General features: G+C 75.9%; 13 protein-coding genes, 1 tRNA gene and 1 pseudogene. 7 read left to right on the forward strand and 8 right to left on the reverse strand.

What is annotated here, in order from left to right:
- Positions 1-144: 144 nt before the first annotated feature.
- The 3 genes from E6U81_RS36475 to E6U81_RS36485 all read left to right on the forward strand — a co-directional run bounded on the left by E6U81_RS36475 (position 145) and on the right by E6U81_RS36485 (position 1,905).
- Positions 145-765, forward strand: coding sequence for a hypothetical protein (locus E6U81_RS36475; protein WP_136234298.1), 621 nt, complete (start codon positions 145-147; stop codon positions 763-765).
- A gap of 104 nt (positions 766-869) precedes the next feature.
- The gene (puuE, locus tag E6U81_RS36480; RefSeq protein WP_136234299.1) at positions 870-1,778 is read left to right on the forward strand and encodes an allantoinase PuuE; all 909 of its coding nucleotides are present in this window, start codon (positions 870-872) and stop codon (positions 1,776-1,778) included.
- A 52-nt stretch (positions 1,779-1,830) separates the two neighbouring features.
- Positions 1,831-1,905 (forward strand) — tRNA-Trp (locus E6U81_RS36485).
- Positions 1,906-2,028: 123 nt separating this feature from the next.
- On the opposite strand, the gene E6U81_RS40280 is transcribed toward E6U81_RS36485, so the two are convergent.
- Complete coding sequence (locus E6U81_RS40280; protein ID WP_168714844.1) at positions 2,029-2,580, reverse strand: hypothetical protein; 552 nt, start codon at positions 2,578-2,580, stop codon at positions 2,029-2,031.
- 278 nt (positions 2,581-2,858) lie between these two features.
- Here E6U81_RS40280 and E6U81_RS41465 point away from each other — a divergent pair, with 278 nt between their 5' ends.
- On the forward strand, positions 2,859-3,173 hold the full coding sequence (locus E6U81_RS41465) for a hypothetical protein (RefSeq protein WP_240804228.1): 315 nt from the start codon (positions 2,859-2,861) through the stop codon (positions 3,171-3,173).
- A gap of 9 nt (positions 3,174-3,182) precedes the next feature.
- Positions 3,183-3,503 (forward strand): hypothetical protein, encoded by a 321-nt coding sequence (locus tag E6U81_RS41470; RefSeq protein ID WP_240804229.1) that lies wholly within the window; start codon positions 3,183-3,185, stop codon positions 3,501-3,503.
- Positions 3,504-3,625: 122 nt separating this feature from the next.
- On the opposite strand, the gene E6U81_RS36500 is transcribed toward E6U81_RS41470, so the two are convergent.
- The 4 genes from E6U81_RS36500 to E6U81_RS36515 form a co-directional block, all read right to left on the reverse strand.
- Positions 3,626-4,450: a MerR family transcriptional regulator gene (locus E6U81_RS36500; protein ID WP_136234301.1), complete on the reverse strand. Its 825-nt coding sequence runs from the start codon at positions 4,448-4,450 to the stop codon at positions 3,626-3,628.
- 48 nt (positions 4,451-4,498) lie between these two features.
- Positions 4,499-4,891, reverse strand: coding sequence for a hypothetical protein (locus E6U81_RS36505; RefSeq protein ID WP_136234302.1), 393 nt, complete (start codon positions 4,889-4,891; stop codon positions 4,499-4,501).
- A 160-nt stretch (positions 4,892-5,051) separates the two neighbouring features.
- A complete protein-coding gene (locus tag E6U81_RS40285) occupies positions 5,052-7,733 on the reverse strand; it encodes a DUF6493 family protein (RefSeq protein ID WP_168714845.1) in 2,682 nt (893 codons plus the stop codon).
- Positions 7,730-9,211 (reverse strand): SWIM zinc finger domain-containing protein, encoded by a 1,482-nt coding sequence (locus E6U81_RS36515; RefSeq protein WP_240804230.1) that lies wholly within the window; start codon positions 9,209-9,211, stop codon positions 7,730-7,732. The genes E6U81_RS40285 and E6U81_RS36515 overlap by 4 nt, the downstream gene beginning before the upstream one ends.
- Before the next feature lie 71 nt (positions 9,212-9,282).
- Here E6U81_RS36515 and E6U81_RS36520 point away from each other — a divergent pair, with 71 nt between their 5' ends.
- Positions 9,283-9,825 carry an NUDIX domain-containing protein gene (locus E6U81_RS36520; protein WP_136234303.1) on the forward strand — a complete coding sequence of 181 codons (543 nt, stop codon included), beginning with the start codon at positions 9,283-9,285 and terminating at the stop codon, positions 9,823-9,825.
- A gap of 64 nt (positions 9,826-9,889) precedes the next feature.
- Here the strand turns inward: E6U81_RS36520 and E6U81_RS36525 are convergent, their stop codons facing one another.
- Together E6U81_RS36525 and E6U81_RS36530 are read right to left on the reverse strand one after the other, a co-directional pair.
- Positions 9,890-10,432 carry a hypothetical protein gene (locus E6U81_RS36525; RefSeq protein WP_136234304.1) on the reverse strand — a complete coding sequence of 181 codons (543 nt, stop codon included), beginning with the start codon at positions 10,430-10,432 and terminating at the stop codon, positions 9,890-9,892.
- Between the two features lie 420 nt (positions 10,433-10,852).
- Positions 10,853-11,683 (reverse strand): DUF2071 domain-containing protein, encoded by an 831-nt coding sequence (locus E6U81_RS36530; RefSeq protein WP_136234305.1) that lies wholly within the window; start codon positions 11,681-11,683, stop codon positions 10,853-10,855.
- A gap of 737 nt (positions 11,684-12,420) precedes the next feature.
- On the opposite strand from E6U81_RS36530, the pseudogene E6U81_RS36535 reads away from it, so the two are divergent.
- Positions 12,421-14,093: pseudogene (locus E6U81_RS36535) on the forward strand (alpha/beta fold hydrolase).
- Positions 14,094-14,275: 182 nt separating this feature from the next.
- On the opposite strand, the gene E6U81_RS41480 reads toward E6U81_RS36535, so the two are convergent.
- The gene (locus tag E6U81_RS41480) at positions 14,276-14,968 is read right to left on the reverse strand and encodes a CPCC family cysteine-rich protein (protein WP_136234306.1); all 693 of its coding nucleotides are present in this window, start codon (positions 14,966-14,968) and stop codon (positions 14,276-14,278) included.
- Positions 14,969-15,357 lie beyond the last annotated feature (389 nt).

Genomic DNA, 15,357 nt, shown 5'->3' on the forward strand with positions numbered 1-15,357 from the left:
GCGGGGATCCCCTTGGGGGTGTTTGCCGTTTTCGGTCAACCCGGGTGGGTTTTCTGGTCGTTTGCGGGCGGATGGTCCTGGTTCCGGGGCGGCGGCGCCTCAGGCTGGGGGCACGTGACCGAGACGTTCGGGGGGGAGCAGACCATGGCAGTACGTACGGGGGTGCGCGGGGGCTGTGTCGTGGCGGGGGCCGCGGTGCTGGCCGTCGCGGTGGCGTCGGGCCCGGCCGCGGGCGCCGACCAGTGGCGGCCGCGGCCGGGGAGCCTGTACATCTCCGACCTGCCCACGACCGAGTCGTGGCGGGCCGCACCGATCGCGCGGGGGTGGGGCGACTCCTACGACCCGTGCCTGGAGGGGTGGCCGGAGGGGCGGCCCCAGGTGAACGTGTGGCACCGGGACTTCACCACCGCCGAGACCGCCTTCGCCCAGCAGAAGGTGGTGGTCTTCGCCACCGAGGCCGAGGCGGCCGCGTTCGCGGAGGCGACCCGGCGCGACTACGCCGGCTGCGCGGGGCGGCCGCAGCAGCCCGGGGTGACCGCGACCGGCTACGACCACGGGGTGGTGGACGTGGAGGAGGGAGCCACCCTCCAGGGCATGCACACCTTCGATGCCGGCGCCCATGAGCGCCCCCACTTCAACTACCTGTGGGGGGTGGGCCGCGACGGGGACACCGTCACGCTGGTGCTGTGGTCGAGCTACTGGGGCGAGCCGCCCGTGACCGCCTGGAAGAAGACGCTGCGGACCGCGGTGAACAGGCTGTACTAGTGCTGCGGCCGGAAAGGTCTGCCCTTTCCGGCCACAGCACCGGACACTCCCGGGCCGGGCGCGGGTGCGCGGCGGGGCGGGGTGGCGGCGGTAGGGTGCGGGCCGTGTCCGAGGAGCAGCGTGATCTCGCCGGGTACGGCTGCGAGCCGCCGCGTGCGGCGTGGCCCGGGGGCGCCCGTGTCGCCGTCAGCCTCGTGCTGAACTACGAGGAGGGCGGGGAGCAGAACGTCCTGGAGGGCGACCGCGCCTCGGAGGGGTACCTCCACGAGATCGTGGGTGCGCCGCCCGTGGCGGGCGGGCGGGACCTGAACGCGGAGTCGATGTTCGCCTACGGCTCGCGCGCCGGTTTCTGGCGCGTCCACCGCACGCTGGCGGCGCACGGTGCGCCGCTGACCGTCCACGCCGTGGGGCAGGCCCTGGAGCGCAACCCCGGCGCGGCGCGCGCGATGGGCGCCGCCGGCTGGGAGGTGGCGGGCCACGGCTGGCGCTGGATCGACTACCGGGGCGTGCCCGAGGACGTCGAGCGCGCCGACATCGCGCGCACGGCCGCGGTGATCGGGCGGCTCGTCGGGCGCCGTCCGGTGGGCTGGTACACCGGCCGGACCAGCGCGAACACCAGGCGGCTGGTCGCCGGGGAGGGCGGTTTCCTCTATGACAGCGACGACTACTCCGACGACCTGCCGTTCTACGTGGAGGCGGGCGGCCGCCCGCACCTGGTGGTGCCGTACAGCCTCGACGCGAACGACTTCAAGTTCCTGATCGTCCACGGTTTCACGACCGCCGACGACATGCTCGCCTACCTCGTCGACACCTTCGAGGCGCTCCGCGCCGAGGGCGCGGACCGGCCGCGCATGATGAGCGTCGGCCTGCACTGCCGGATCATCGGGCGGCCCGGGCGGATCCGCGCGCTCGACGGGTTCTTGAAGCATGTCGCGCGGCGGGGCGGGGCGTGGGTGGCCACGCGGGAGAAGATCGCACGGCACTGGCTGGCCGTGCACCCGCCCGCGGGCTGAAGGCGCGTGCGGGAAGGCGCGTGCGCGCGTGCGCTTAGGATGCCGGGCGGGCGGGGCCGTAGCGCAGAGGTCGTCGCGCGCGGTCTCCAAAACCGTGAGGACGCCGGTTCGAATCCGGCCGGCTCCGCCCGCTGTGTCCTGTGGGCCGCCCGGTGGCCGCCGCCGGAGAAGCCCCCGTCGGATCCCGGTGGGATCCGCCAGGGGCGGGTCGGCTGCGGAGTGCGGCGCGGGGGCCCGGTCCGTGCCGGGGTCAGCTCTGCTGGGGGGCGGTCTGCGGGGCCGACGCGGGGGTCTGGACCTTGTCGGGGTTGTCCTTGTCCACGACCACCGGGTCCGGCTTCGGGGCCGGCTTGGGCTCGGGCTTCGTCTCGGGGGTCTGGACCTTGTCGGGGTTCTCCTTGTCCACGACCACCGGGTCCGGCTTCGGGGCCGGCTTGGGCTCGGGCTTCGGGGCCGGGTTGGGGGCCGGGGCGGGCTTGTCGGCCTTGTGCTCGCAGTAGACCTTGCCCTGGTAGAACTTGCAGCCCGGCATGTTCTCCACGTCGCGGACCTTGTTCTTCTTGCCCTTGCCGTGCTTCTCGTTCTTCTTGTTGCCCTTGTTGTGCTTGTCGTTCTTCTTGTCCCGCTTCTCCTTCTTGCTCTTGTTCTCGTGACCGCTCTTCGCCTGGGCAGCGACCGAGGTCGTACCGGCCGTTGCCGGGGCGGCGAAAGCGCTGGTGGGAACCAGCACGCCCCCTCCGACGATCGCGGCCGAGACGGCATACATCGCGAAACGCTGCTTACGGGAGGTGGTACGGAACATGAGAATGACTCCAAAGAAGAGGCGGGAGAAAGATCAGGCCCAGAGAACTTGGGATGAAATGTCCGGTTTGTTCTCTGGTTAAAAGACTGGCTCCCGGACTTCACGAAGCCGTCCGCCGACTGTCACAGGCGCGTGACAGGCGGCGCGGCTCCCCCATCCGGGGCCCGTCCGGGCCCCCGTCCGGGTCCCCGTCGGCCCGCCCCCGGCATGGCGCCGGGGCTCGCGCCGGCGCGGGGCGGATGCTGGTGGGCGATGCCTCCAACCCTTCAGGAGGGCCCGTGCACGATCCCAGCCCTCGACGAGAGCGCGGGCCCGCGTCCGCGGGGGCGGGCGAGGACACCGCCGGGCAGGCCGGGGTCATCGGCATCGGGCTCGCCGCCGTGCTGGCGTTCGCGCTCGCGCAGGGCTCCTGGCAGTGGTTCGCCACGTACATCGGGGTGACGCTCTTCGCGGTGGTCTTCGCCTTCCAGGTACGGCCGGCCTGGCGGCCCGGCATCCGCACGGCGTACATGCGCGCGCTGGTCGCGTACGCGCTGGTCGTCGGCCTGTGCGCGGCGATCGCGGTGGCCCCCGTGCTGCAGCGCTGGGAGTGACTGTTCCCGATGCCGGGCACCCGCAGCGGCTGCGAGGGCATCGGCCGGTACGAGGTCATCCGCACCAGGGCGGCGGTGGCCGGGCCGGCCGGCAGCGACGCCGCCGCGCTGGCGTACGCGCAGGAGAGCCGTCGGGAGGAGGCCGTCGCCGACTGCCTGGCGTCCACGACGACCCTGTGGCTCCCCCTGTACGGGGTCGGGGCGGCCGTGCTGGTGGGCGCGGGGGCCTGGTACCGCGACCGCAGCCGGGCCCGGAGGCGCGCCGGGACCGGTTCCTCCCCGCAGGAGCCGCCGGTGGACGCGGGAGCGCGGCAGGCCGATCCGGCGTAGGTCCGGCGCGGCGGTGGTACGGCGCGGCGGTGGTACGGCGCGGCGGTGGTACGGCGCGGCGGTGGTACGGCGGGCCCCGCACCGGACCGCGTGCCGCGTACGGGGCCCGGTGCGGGGGGTGGTCAGTCGGCCAGGGGGACGGCGATGTCGCAGGCCGGGTCGGCCGGGCCGATCTCGGACCATTCCGCGAAGTAGACCTCGCGGGGCGCCGCCGTCGTGGTGCGGGCCTCGCTCTCCGCCCACGCGTAGACCGCGTCGTAGGCGGAGAGGATCTGCGGGTAGGCGGTCTGTGCCTTGGTGAGGCGGGTGTAGGCCTGCCTGTGGGCCGGTTCGGTGCGGGAGGCCGCCGGGAGCCGGCCGGCGCGGTCCGGGTCCACCGGGACGCAGAGCTCCACGGGGCCGTCGCTGTCCTCGTTCACCTCCCCGTGGTAGACGACGAACGGGTCGCCGAAGAAGCCCCCGTGCGCCTGTGCCACCGGGGCCAGCCGGCCCAGGGCGGCGAGGATCCAGTCGGGCAGTTCCTCCGGGGTGATGTGCCGCTGTTCGGTGAGGACCAGCTGCTGTGGCACCTCGCGCTCCTGGATCTCGTACATGTCCGTAGTCCCTTCGTCTCCGAGCAGGTGGATACGGAGGTGCGCCGCCAGCTCGCGCTGCGCCGCGTGGCGGTGCTCGACGCCGTCCCAGTACGCGGCCACCAGCCGGGCCGCCTCCGGGGCGGGGGCGGCCAGGACCGCGCCGACGTCGGCCAGCGGCATGTCCAGCCCGCGCAGCCGCACGATCAGCCGGGCGGCGGCGAGCCGGCCCTCCCGGTAGTACCGGTAGCCGGTGACGGCGTCGACGTGGTCGGGCGGCAGCAGGCCGTGGCGGTCGTAGAGCCGCAGGGCCTTGTGCGACAGCCGTGCCCGGCGGGCGAACGCGCCGATGCTGAGCAGTGCTTCTTCCTCCATGGCCGCTACGCTCCCCTCTCCCCCAGGGTCAGGGTCAACCGGGCGGGCTCAGCAGTCACCGGGGTTCGGGGGGACGCGGCGCGGCAGGGGCCGGGGCCGGTCGTCGGGGAGGGTGCGGAGGAAGCCGCGGGCGAGGGTGCGGGCCTCGTCCCAGGCGGGGTCGTCGGCCAGGGAGTCGGCCCACCGGGTCGTGCGGGCGGTGGCGTCGAGGGCGCCGGTGCGGCGGGCGATGGCCCGGAGGGTGTGCAGGTGCGCGGGGGTGAAGACCTCGCGGCCGGTGAGGCCTTCGACGATGCGGCAGGCGAACTCGACCTCTTCGACGGCGGTTTGCACGGTGAGCCGGCGCTCGCCCAGCCAGGCCTGCTGCTCGGGGAGGTCGGCGGCGAGGAGGGCCAGGAACCTGAGTGTCCAGGTCTGCCAGTGCTTGTCGTTGAGGTCCACCGGTGCAGGATCTCATCGCGTCCCACCCGCCCCGGACCGGACCGTGCCGTGCCGGGGCGGGGTGTCGCTCTGCGCCGACGCCTCCGCCGTGCGCGCCCTGCTCGCCGGGGCCGGGGACTTGCTGGGGGTGTCGGGGGCAGCGGCGGGCGGGGCGGGCGGTCTATCCGGCGGTGGTGGTGGTCAGGGCGGTGTGCAGGCGGCGGGCCTGGGTGGCCAGTTGGGAGGTGCCCTTGCGGGCGGCGGCCGGGGCCAGGCCCTCGGGCAGCGGGCCGCCGGGCCCGCAGTGCTCGACGCAGTCGGCGGCCGCGGCGAGGAGTTCGCCCGCGCCGCGGGCCGTGGCGTCGGTGAGGACGGCGGGCAGTGCCCGGGCCAGGAAAGCCCAGGTCGTCGCGTACGCCCCGGTGGCCGCGGCCGTGCGGGCCGCGTCGGCCAGCCGGTTGGGTTTGACGGTGCCCAGGCGCAGCAGTTCGGCCAGGTCGCGCCCGAGGAGGGCGGTGTCCAGTTCGCCGCGTGCGGCCAGGACGAGGAGTGCGTCGACGGCGCCGAGGCGGTCCTCGGCGTGGCGGGCTCCGAGGCCGGTGGCCACGGCCAGGTGCAGGGCGGGGCCGGCGGGGCCGCCCAGTTCGGCGAGGCGGGAGAGGACCTCGCCCGCGCCGCGGTCCTCCTCGATCGCGCATCCGGTCAGGTCGGGCAGCAGCCACACGGCCTGCGTCTCGCGGTCCTGCGGCAGGACCGCGAGGTGTGCGCGCTCCTGTCCGCGCCAGTGCCAGCAGCGCGGGGTGCCGGTGCGGGGGCGGCCGAGGGGGTGGAAGACGGCGGGGAACTCCTTCTGGATGACGAGGTGTTCGGGGATCTCCAGCACGATGCGGCGCACGGTCGGCCGCTGCGCGCCCCACCAGGGGCGCGGGCCGCGGTCCTGGTCGCTGACGTGGCGGGTGTGGGGTGCGGGTTCGCCGTCGGTGGTGAGCCAGGCGGCCAGGCGGCGCCCCTCGGGGGTGGCCAGGGCGTCGGCCGCGGCGGCGGCCCGCGGGTCGCGCCGTACGCGCAGCAGGGCCTGGGCGAAGTCGGCGGGGGCGGGTTCGCAGCCCTGGCGGGCGTAGGCGGTCAGGCGGGTGAGGAGGTCGTGCGGTTCGAGGGTGCCGCAGTCCCAGGTGGGGGTGGCCAGCAGGAACGGGAGTGGGTCGGTGAGCATGCGCAGGGCGGCTTCGCGGGCCCGGGCGGTGGTGACGCGCTGCAGGGCGTCGTGGATGCAGTGCTGTCCGAAGCCCCTGCCGTCGATGGGGCGCCGGGGTGAGAGGTCGGCGGGGTCGAGGCGGCCGAGGACGGCGGCGGCGAGGAGTTCGGGGGCGGAGAGGTGGGCGGGGTCGGCGTGGCCGGCGTCCTGGCGTGCCCAGTGGCGGTCGGCCAGGGCCGGGAGCAGGGCGGCGGCCAGGGCGGTCCGGTCCTGGTGTGCGTGGCGGACCAGGAGGTCCAGGGCGGTCTCGGTCTCCTCGGCGGTCGGTGCGTTGGTCTTGGCGAGGGCGGCGACGAGTTCGACGGTCCGGGCGATGGGCTGGCCGCCGGTGGCCAGGGGGCGGCGGGCGGGCGGGGCCGGGAGGGTCTCCTCGTAGCCGTCGGTGTCCGGGCCGCCGGCGGGGTCGGCGAGGTCGCCGAGCAGGGCGGCGGCCGTGCGCCGCAGGCCGGGGCCGAGCTGTTCGGCGTCGAGGGCGAGGTCGGCGCGCAGGGCGTCGTCGTCGGGGCGCAGGTGGGCGGCGACGAGTTTGAGGGCCTTCTCCTGCAGGGCGGTGTCGGGGTGGCCGAAGGCGGCGGCGGTGGCGGGCAGCAGGGTGAAGCGGTCCTCCCGGTCGCGGCGCAGGGCCTTGCCGAGGAGGACGAGCTGGGCGCGGACGAGTTTCTTCTCGGGGCGGAAGAGGACGGCGGCGGACATTTCGGCGAGGCGGTCGGCGGGGAGCCGGCCGGCTTCGAAGAGCGTGGTGAGGGTCTGCTGGGCGCGGCCGGCGGTGGGTGAGGGGGCGTCGGCGGCCAGGGCGATCCAGTCCGCGGTGTGCTCGGCGCGTTCGTCGGTGGTGAGGTCGAGGACGTCGAGGAGGTCGGCGTAGAAGGCGAGGTGGCCGGTGCGGCCGCCGCGCAGCAGGCGGTTGACGGTGCCGGTGAGGAGGGCGTGGCGCTCCACGGTGCCCTCGAGGGCCAGGTGGGCGAGTTCGGCGGGCCAGCGGCCGGGGGTGCGGGGGTCGTCGTACCAGGTGAGGGAGGGTGCGGGTTCGGCGGTCTCGAACAGGCGGGGTATGAGTTCGGCTGTGTAGGGGTCTTCGCGCAGGGCGACCCGCAGGGGGCGGGGACGGGGGCGGGGGCGGCGTCCGGTGACGGTGGTGTCGGTGCTGGTGGTGGTCGCCCGGGCCCAGGCGTGGACGAAGCCGTCGGTGGTGGGGGCGGGGGCTCCGGTGCCTTCCAGGAGGGTGCGGATGAGGGGGTAGTCGTCCTCGACGGTGGCGGTGCGGGCGGCGAGGCGGTGGGCGACGTCGGCGCGCCAGGCGGGGTCGCGGGCAGCGAGGAGCGCAGCCAGCCGGGCGGTGTCGCGGGGGCGGCCGTCGCGCAGGTCGCGGGCGGCGATCCAGGAGGCGGCGGCGGCCGCTCCGGTGTGGCAGGCCGCTCCGGCGAGGTGCAGGGCGCGCAGGGTGGGCTCGGCGTCCCAGCGGCGGCTCCAGTCCCAGGTGCGTGTCTCGCGCCGCAGGGCGGTCAGTTCCGGCAGGAGGGCGCGGCGTTCGCCGGCGGTGAGGGGGGTGATCAGGGCGGCGACCAGGTCGCAGCGGCCGGCGCGGACGGCGTCGAGGAGGGTGTTCATCGGGTGTCTCCGGCAGCAGCAGCGGTCGAGTCGGCGGTGGTGGTGTGGGAGGCGGCGGTGGTGGTGGGGCCGGCGGTCGGGGCGCGGCGGGCCATGCGGACGGCGAGGGCGTGTTTGCACGGGCCGCGGCGGCCGCGGTAGTCGGCCCACCACTGGCAGGTGCAGCTCAGGACGCCGCCGGCGGCTTCGCGGACCTGGTAGTGGCGCTCGCCGGAGCGGACGGTCGCGGTGCCCGACCCGGCGGTGGCGGTGGGGGTGTGGAGGTGGACGGCGCCGTCGGCGAGGAGGGCGCGGGCGGCGGTGAGGCGGGGGTTGCGGGCTTCGGCGCGGTGGGCGTCGTAGGGCAGTTCGCGGTGGAAGTAGGCGGCGTCCGCGGCGTCGTAGCCGACGCGGCCGGCGGTGCCGAGCCGGGTGAGGGCGGCCCGTACGCGCTGCGGGGTCAGTCCGCTCTGGGCGGCGAGGTCGGCGATGTCGATGCGCGGTTCCCAGGAGAGCAGCACGGACACGAGGTCGGCGTCGGCGGCGGCTTCGTCGCCGGCCAGGGCCTCCAGGACGGCGCCCTCGCCGGAGAACCCGCGGCTGGGCTCCGGGGAGAGGGTCAGGGTCAGGCGCATGCCGGGCATGGCGACCTCCCAGGCGGCGGCGGTGGCGGCGCCGTCGTGGCCGGGGGGCCCGTACACGCGCAGTGCGGTGGCGTGCCGCAGCACCCGCTGCAGGGCGGTCAGGCGCTCGGGGCCGGGCAGGCAGACGGCGCCGGGGACGGGGCGGGTGGTGGGGCGCAGGGTGCGGCCGGCGGGGACCACCCACAGGGGTGCCCGGCCGCCCGATCCGGCGGCGGAGCCCGCGGCGGTGCCGGTGGTGCGCGGGAGGGAGCGCAGGAAGCGTACGGCCTCGGCGGCGGACAGTTCGGCGCGCAGGTCGAAGGCGGCGGTGATCACCTGGGATTCGGCGAAGCCGCGCAGCCAGCGGTCGGGCAGCGGGACCTTCTTCTCCACCACGGGCCCGTCCAGGGTGGTGACGGCCAGTTCGTCGGGGCCGACCCGCAGGTGGAGGGGTTCGTCGCCGCTGAGCCGGGAGAGGGCTTCGCGCAGCGGGTTGTTGACGTCGACGTTGGTGGTGCCGTGGCCGGTGTCGGCGCCGTCGAGGCCTTCGGGGAGTACGTCGAGCCGGGCGTAGACCCCGCAGCAGCCGGAGAAGGACTCGAAGCGCAGCCGGTCGCCGCCGGCGGTGACGACCGGGTCGAGGGAGGCCCGCAGGGTGCGCTGGTAGTAGCGGGCGGCGGCGACGTCCGCGACGGCGAGCAGGCCCCGGGCGGCGGCCTGGGGCGAGTTCAGGAACCCGGCGAAGAACTGCGGGTGGGCCTCGCGGCCCACCGGGGTCAGCCCGCCGGAGGTCTCCAGCCCGAGGAGGCCGGCGCCGCCTTCGGTGGTGAGGGCGGACGGGCGTGCGTAGGCGAGTGCCTGGATGGATCGGCTCATGGGCGCAAACGTAGGGGCGACCACCGACAATGCTGATGGATGGTCAGTTCGGGTACGGGACAATGGCCGTCATGACATCCACTCCCCCGGCGCCGGCGGTCCCGTTCTCGCACATCAGGATCCGCACGGCGGCCCTGGTGTTCTGCGGTGACGAGGTCGCGCTCATCCGCCGCGACCGCGCCGGCTCCGTCCACTACAGCCCGCCCGGCGGGAACGTGGAGGACGGCGAGGACCTCGCCTGCGCCCTGCGCCGGGAGCTCGCCGAGGAACTCGGCCTGGACGTCGGCCTGGCCGAGGGCGGGGACCTGCTGTGGGTCGTCGACCAGCGCGTCACCCGTCCCGGGCCGACACCGCCCCCGCGCAAGCTGCACCTGATCCACCGCCTGCACATCACCGCCGAGGTGCGCGCCACCCTCGCCGGGGAGGAATGGGACGAACAGCCCGACGGGAGCCACGAGGTCGGCGTGATCGAGTGGATCGACTACCGCGAGGCTGCCGGGCTCCCGCTCTTCCCGCCGATCGGTGCCGCTCTGGCCGCGCTGGCCGACCCCCGCGCGGCGACCGCCGACGCCGCCCTGGCCGCCGTCACCGACGACAACTACACGTGGGTGTGAGGGCCGGCGCGGGACGGTGCGGCCCGCGCGGCCCGCTGTGGTCAGGGAGTGCGGCGCGGTGCGGTCAGTTGGTGCGGCGCGGGCGCGCGGGGCGGTGCGGGCGGCGGCGGGCGGCGGGGGCCTCCGGGGCGGCCTGCGGTGAGGAGAACCCGCCCGCGACGGGCAGGGGGACCGCCGCCGGTGCGGTGGCGGGCGCGGGGACCGAGGCGGCGGGCGGGGCCTGACGGCCCTGGGGCTGGGACCGGCCCAGGATGGCGGTGTGCGCGATGAGCGGCGCGCAGGACTGGCAGATCTCGGCGAGCGTCCAGACCTGTCCCACGGCCGGGTTGTGGACCAGGACCAGGAGGTTGGAGCCGGTGCACTGGGTGCGGGCCTCGTGGAGCGCGCACTGCGCGGCCCGGCAGGCGCACGCGGTGTCGGGGCGTACGGTGGCCAGCCGGGCGTGGGCCCGCACGTGTTCGGCGGCGAACCGCTTCAGGGCCGCGGTGTCCTTCGAACGGGGCGGCATGCGGCAGGCTTCGGTGCTGCAGGTGACGGACGCACTGTGATCGGCGTGGCCGGTGAGCCGGACCGTCCAGGTCCGGCCGGGCACGCGGGATCCGGGCATGAGGGTCAAGTCGGGGTCCGATCGTCGTGTTTCAGGGGTCGGTCGCGGTCGGTCGCACCGACGCGGTGCCGATCGCGGCGGGGTGGACCCCGCGGGCTGTCGTCCCGGGCGGCGTCTGCGGTTGCGGCGCCGGGCAGCGGAGAAACGGGCATCGCGCGGCCTCGGACCTGGGGTCTTCGGTCTTTTTCGCACGTCGCCGCGGGCTCTGTCAATGGCGCGTACCCGTCCGGCCGCCCGCCGGACAGGAACGAGGGCCGGAGCGGGGGCGGGGGCGGGGCGGATGTGCCCGGGGTGCGCTCGCGGTGCACCGGGGGTGCGGCCGGAGTGTGCCCTGGGTGTGCCCGGGGTGTGCCCGGGTGCTGGAGCGGACGGGATGCGGACCCGCGGAACCGGCGGCCGGGGCCGGGCCTGGCGGGGCGGTCAGGCCGGCCGGCGGGGCGGGCGGGTGAACCGCACGGGGACTCCCGGGGAGTACAGCACGCTCACGGGCGGGCCGGCGGGCGCGGGCAGGCCGGCGGCGGCGATCAGGTTCTCGTCGCAGCCGAGGAGTTCGGCGCGGTGCAGCGGCCAGCGCGGGTGGCTGTTGGGCAGGTACAGCAGCCGGCCGCCGAAGTCGCTGTGCATGCCCCAGCGGGCGGTCAGGAAGTGTTCCAGGGCGGTCGGCTCCTCGATGCGTCCGCCGGTCCGCACGGTGATCGTGCTGTGCGCGCCGCGCGGTCCGGGCCAGCGCCGGCTGCTGGTGTAGGTGAGGGTGGGGCCGTCGCGGCGGACCGACATGCGTGACCACACGTACGGGAGGCGGAACGCGGTGCGGGCGGCGAGGACCGGGAGGAGGCGGGAGGCGTCGAGGGAGCGGAAGACCACGCCGCGGCGGCCGTGGGCGTCGACCGAGTAGAGGCGGACGTTGGTCTCGGGGAAGGAGCCCAGATAGGGGATGCCGGGGAGGCGCAGCCAGCCGACGCGGTGCATGCGGAACGCGACGAGGCCGACGTAGGTGAGGCCGTCCAGGGTGTCCGGCGTGGTGCCGGCCGGGAGCAGCGGGGCGACGTCGGCGGGGTCGGCGGGCCAGTGCAGGAAGGCCAGGTCGAGCCAGGACTGGGTGAGCAGGGTCCTGTGCGCGCGGGTGTGGCGGGGCGGATCGGCCGCTATCGGCTCGACGGGCCCTGCGGGCGCGGCGGCCCCGGCAGGCCCGGGAGGCCCGGCAGGCTGCTCTGCGGGCTCGGGGGGCTCGGCGGGCGGCGTGGACGGCATCGCGTCAGTATCCCGCAGGGTGTTGGGCAGCGGTTCCCCGCGGGGGGGCGTCGGCGGCGGGGGACCGCGTACGGCGTAGGGGACGCGGGCGGGGGCGGGCGGGGGCCGGGGGCGGGGGCGGGCGGGGGCCGGGGGCGGGGGCGGGGGCGGGGCATCCGAACGTACGAGCCGGCGCGATGCGCTGACCCGGCATCGGCCCGGTCCGGCCCGGAAGCAATTGCCTCGAATGCGTGCGGTGAAGCGGCCTGACGCCACTGACAGCGCCTCGCCGGGTCCTGTGGGAACTTCGGCTCCTGCCCGGTCGGAGCCCGGGTGTTCACGAAGGGGCACCGACGGCGTCCTGGCGGGCGGCGAGCATGTGCGGCGTGCGGCGCTGTGTGCCCCGCCGGCGCGGCGGCCCGGGCGGCGGGGGTGGTGGCCGCCGTCGCGGCCGCAGTCACAGCCGCTGCCGGGCCCGCCAGGGCGACCCGTGCGGCCGTAGCGGTCGGGCGCAACGTCCTGCCGTGCTCCTCGGCGGTCCGGGTGCTCGCCGGCACTGCTGCGGCTTTCCCGGGAACCGGCGGGGTCCGCCCCCGCCGGGCAGGGCCGCTCACGGCCCGTCGGGGCCGAGCGGCGCCCCGGACCTCACCTCCTGGGTGTAAGGCGGAGCCAACTCCTGGTGGCACGACGGGAGCGGGGCGGGCGGCTACGTTGGCGGCCGTTCGCGACGCCCATCGCCATCACGGAGGTGCGCAAGCATGCAGACCCGTTCCGCCGTCGCCCCGCGCGGGCGCGTGGCGGGGGCGGTGGCCCTCGTCCTGACCGCGGTCACCGCGCTGACGGGCGCCGCGCCCGCCACCGCCGCCACCACGACGCCTGCGCCCGCGCCCGCGGGCGCGGGCGCAGGCGCGGGGTCCGCCGCCGCGGTGTCCCGTGCCGAAGACGCCGGCCTGATCGTGCCCGTCCTGTCCTGGGGGCCGTGCACCGGCCCGCAGGACGGCTTCGAGTGCGCGACCGCCCGCGTACCGCTGGATTACCGCCGGCCGGGCGGGCCCACGATCGCTCTCGCCGTCACCCGGCGGCCCGCGGCCGACCCGGCCCGCCGTACCGGTGTGCTGCTGCTGCACCCGGGCGGGCCGGGCAACTCCGGTGTGGACTTCGCCCGTAACAGCCACGCCGCCCTGCCCGCCGCCCTGCGCGACGCCTTCGACGTCGTCGGCTACGACATGCGGGGTGTGGCGCGCAGCGGTCAGGTGGAGTGCTGGGACGACACCGAGTACGCGGCCGCCGTCGATGCCGCGCGCGGCGTGCCCGGCCCGGGGGCCGTGCACGGCGCCGTCCGGCAGGGCGCCGGCTTCGCGGCCGCCTGCCGGGAGCGCTCGGGCGGCCTGGTGCCGTTCGTCGGCACCGGCTTCAACGCCCGGGACATCGACCTGCTGCGCCGGGCGCTGGGCGAGGAGGCGCTGTCCTTCTACGGCCGTTCCTTCGGCAGTTACGTCGATACCGTCTACGCGGCGCAGTTCCCGCGGCGGGTGCGGGCGATGGTCCTGGACGGGGCCTACGACCCGCGCCTGTACGCGGAGGTGCCCTACGCCTACGACGCCGCGCAGTTCGCCGCCCTGGACGCGGCGGTCGGCCGGTTCCTGGACTGGTGCGCGGGCAACGCGGCCGTCTGCGGGTTCGGCGAGGGCCGGCCGCGGCAGGCCTTCGCCGAACTCAAGCGGGCGCTGGACGCGAACCCGGTCATCACCGCGAGCGGACGTCCGGCCACCGGCTACACCCTCGCCCACCGCCTGATGTTCAACATCAACGCGGGCAAGGAGATCTGGCCCTACCTGGGCGAGGCGCTGCGGGCGGCGCAGGCCCGCCGGGCCTCGTTCCTGCTGTCCCCGCCGTCGCCGGCGTCCTTCGACTTCCTGACGGTGAACACGGCCGTCGAGTGCGCCGACCGCGTCTACCCGGCCGGCGGGGCGCTCCTGGCGCGCTGGTCGGCGCGCACGCCGCGTCGGCTCCGCTGCTGGGGCCCCCGATCGGTCTGGGGCCGCCGACCTACGACCACAACCACGCGCCGGCGTGCGTCCCGTGGCAGGCGGACCGGCCGAGCCGCTACCAGGGTTCCTACCGGGCGGCGGGTTCCGCGCCGATCCTGGTCCTGGGGACGACCGGGGACCCCGACACCCCCTACCAGGACGCCGTGGCCCTCGCCGGGACGCTGGAGAACGGCCGGCTGCTGACCTTCGCCGCCGAGGGGCACACCGCCTACAACCGCAGCGCGTGTGTCAGCGCCCTGGCCACCGGCTACCTCGCCACGCTGGCGCTGCCCGCGCGGGGCACCGTCTGCGCGGACGAGGCGCCCCCGGAACCGGTCGGGCGGCGCACCGCGGGCCTGGAGGTCGACGAGACACGCGATGTGATCCCTGTGCTGCGCTGAGCGCGGGGCGGGCACGGCGGAGCCACGGTGAGTGGTGGGCGGGTGTGGGGGCCGGGCGGGATGCGGTCCCCGTCGCGGCCATGAGGGCCAGGACCGCACCCCGCACCGGTCACCTACCCGACCCCGCCCGGCCGACACCCGCCCGGCCCGGGCGCGGCGGGGGCGGGGGTGGGGGTGGCCTGTCACAGGGTGTCGCGCCCGCGGTCGTAGGCGACGGTGAAGTCCGCGGCCGTCTCCGCGTACTTCTCCAGCTGCTCGCGGAGCACCGCCGCGGCCGACGGTTCCCGCAGCTCCAGCTCGGCCCAGCCGGTGAACCGCAGGTGCGCGGGCATGGCGACGAGTCCTGTGATCGCGTCCCGGAACGCGTCCCAGTTCATCCCGTAGAACCACGGGAAGCCGAGTTCCCGCTTGAGGGCCTCGTGGAGGTCGCGCTCACTGCGGACCGGGCCGACGTCGATGACCACCTGGCGGGCGGGATCGGGTGCGGGGTCCTCGGGGACGCCCCAGAACGAGGGGAGCCACCAGCACAGGACCGCCCCGTCGTCGGGCCAGGGGCGGAGCTCCGCGTCCCCGGAGTCCTCGAAGAAGTCGGTGGCGGGGTCGATCGGGCGCCAGGCCGCGTCCAGGGGTTCGTCGTCCGCCGCGGGCCTGGCGAACCGCCTGGCCCGCTGATCGCAGGCTCCGTAGGCGCGGAAGTTGAGTTGGGCCTCGACGAGCGACACCTGGTTCGTGCCGCGCGGCATGAACGGTCGGCGGAACTGCTCCGGGGCGTCCTGCCAGGAGCAGACCGGGCAGGTGGCGTAGGAGCCGGGCCACCCGTCTTCGATGTCGAAGACGAGATGACCGCAACAGGGGCAAGGGCGACGGGTGTCCACCGGGGCAGTCTGCAAGGTGCCGTAACGGGAGGCGGCATGGGCCCGCGCCGGACATACGGCGGCACCTCGCAGAGGTTGCCTCTGCGAGGTGCCGCACTCGACCGCCGACTGCTGGTTGCCGACTACTGGTTGCCGGTTGCCGGTCAGCCCTGGGTCCCACCCTGGGTGTCACCGGCGCCGCCACCCTGCGTACCACCCTGGGTGTTACCGGTCCCGCCACCCTGCGTACCACCCTGGGTGTTACCGGTCCCACCACCCTGCGTACCACCCTGGGTGTTACCGGTCCCACCACCCTGCGTACCACCCTGGGTGTTACCGGTCCCACCACCCTGCGTACCACCCTGGGTGTTACCGGTCCCACCACCCTGCGTACCACCCTGGGTGTTACC

Source organism: Streptomyces sp. A0592 (assembly GCF_004795115.1).
GTDB lineage: Bacteria > Actinomycetota > Actinomycetes > Streptomycetales > Streptomycetaceae > Streptomyces > Streptomyces erythrochromogenes.

Excerpts from the sequence above, each read along its gene's own strand:
- E6U81_RS36520 (WP_136234303.1), top strand. The coding sequence starts at position 9,283 with ATGACATCCACTCCCCCGGCGCCGGCGGTCCCGTTCTCGCACATCAGG.
- E6U81_RS41470 (WP_240804229.1), top strand. The coding sequence starts at position 3,183 with ATGCCGGGCACCCGCAGCGGCTGCGAGGGCATCGGCCGGTACGAGGTC.
- E6U81_RS40285 (WP_168714845.1), bottom strand. The coding sequence starts at position 7,733 with ATGAACACCCTCCTCGACGCCGTCCGCGCCGGCCGCTGCGACCTGGTC.
- E6U81_RS36515 (WP_240804230.1), bottom strand. The coding sequence starts at position 9,211 with ATGAGCCGATCCATCCAGGCACTCGCCTACGCACGCCCGTCCGCCCTC.
- E6U81_RS36525 (WP_136234304.1), bottom strand. The coding sequence starts at position 10,432 with ATGCCCGGATCCCGCGTGCCCGGCCGGACCTGGACGGTCCGGCTCACC.
- E6U81_RS36530 (WP_136234305.1), bottom strand. The coding sequence starts at position 11,683 with ATGCCGTCCACGCCGCCCGCCGAGCCCCCCGAGCCCGCAGAGCAGCCT.
- E6U81_RS36475 (WP_136234298.1), top strand. The coding sequence starts at position 145 with ATGGCAGTACGTACGGGGGTGCGCGGGGGCTGTGTCGTGGCGGGGGCC.
- E6U81_RS36500 (WP_136234301.1), bottom strand. The coding sequence starts at position 4,450 with ATGGAGGAAGAAGCACTGCTCAGCATCGGCGCGTTCGCCCGCCGGGCA.
- E6U81_RS40280 (WP_168714844.1), bottom strand. The coding sequence starts at position 2,580 with ATGTTCCGTACCACCTCCCGTAAGCAGCGTTTCGCGATGTATGCCGTC.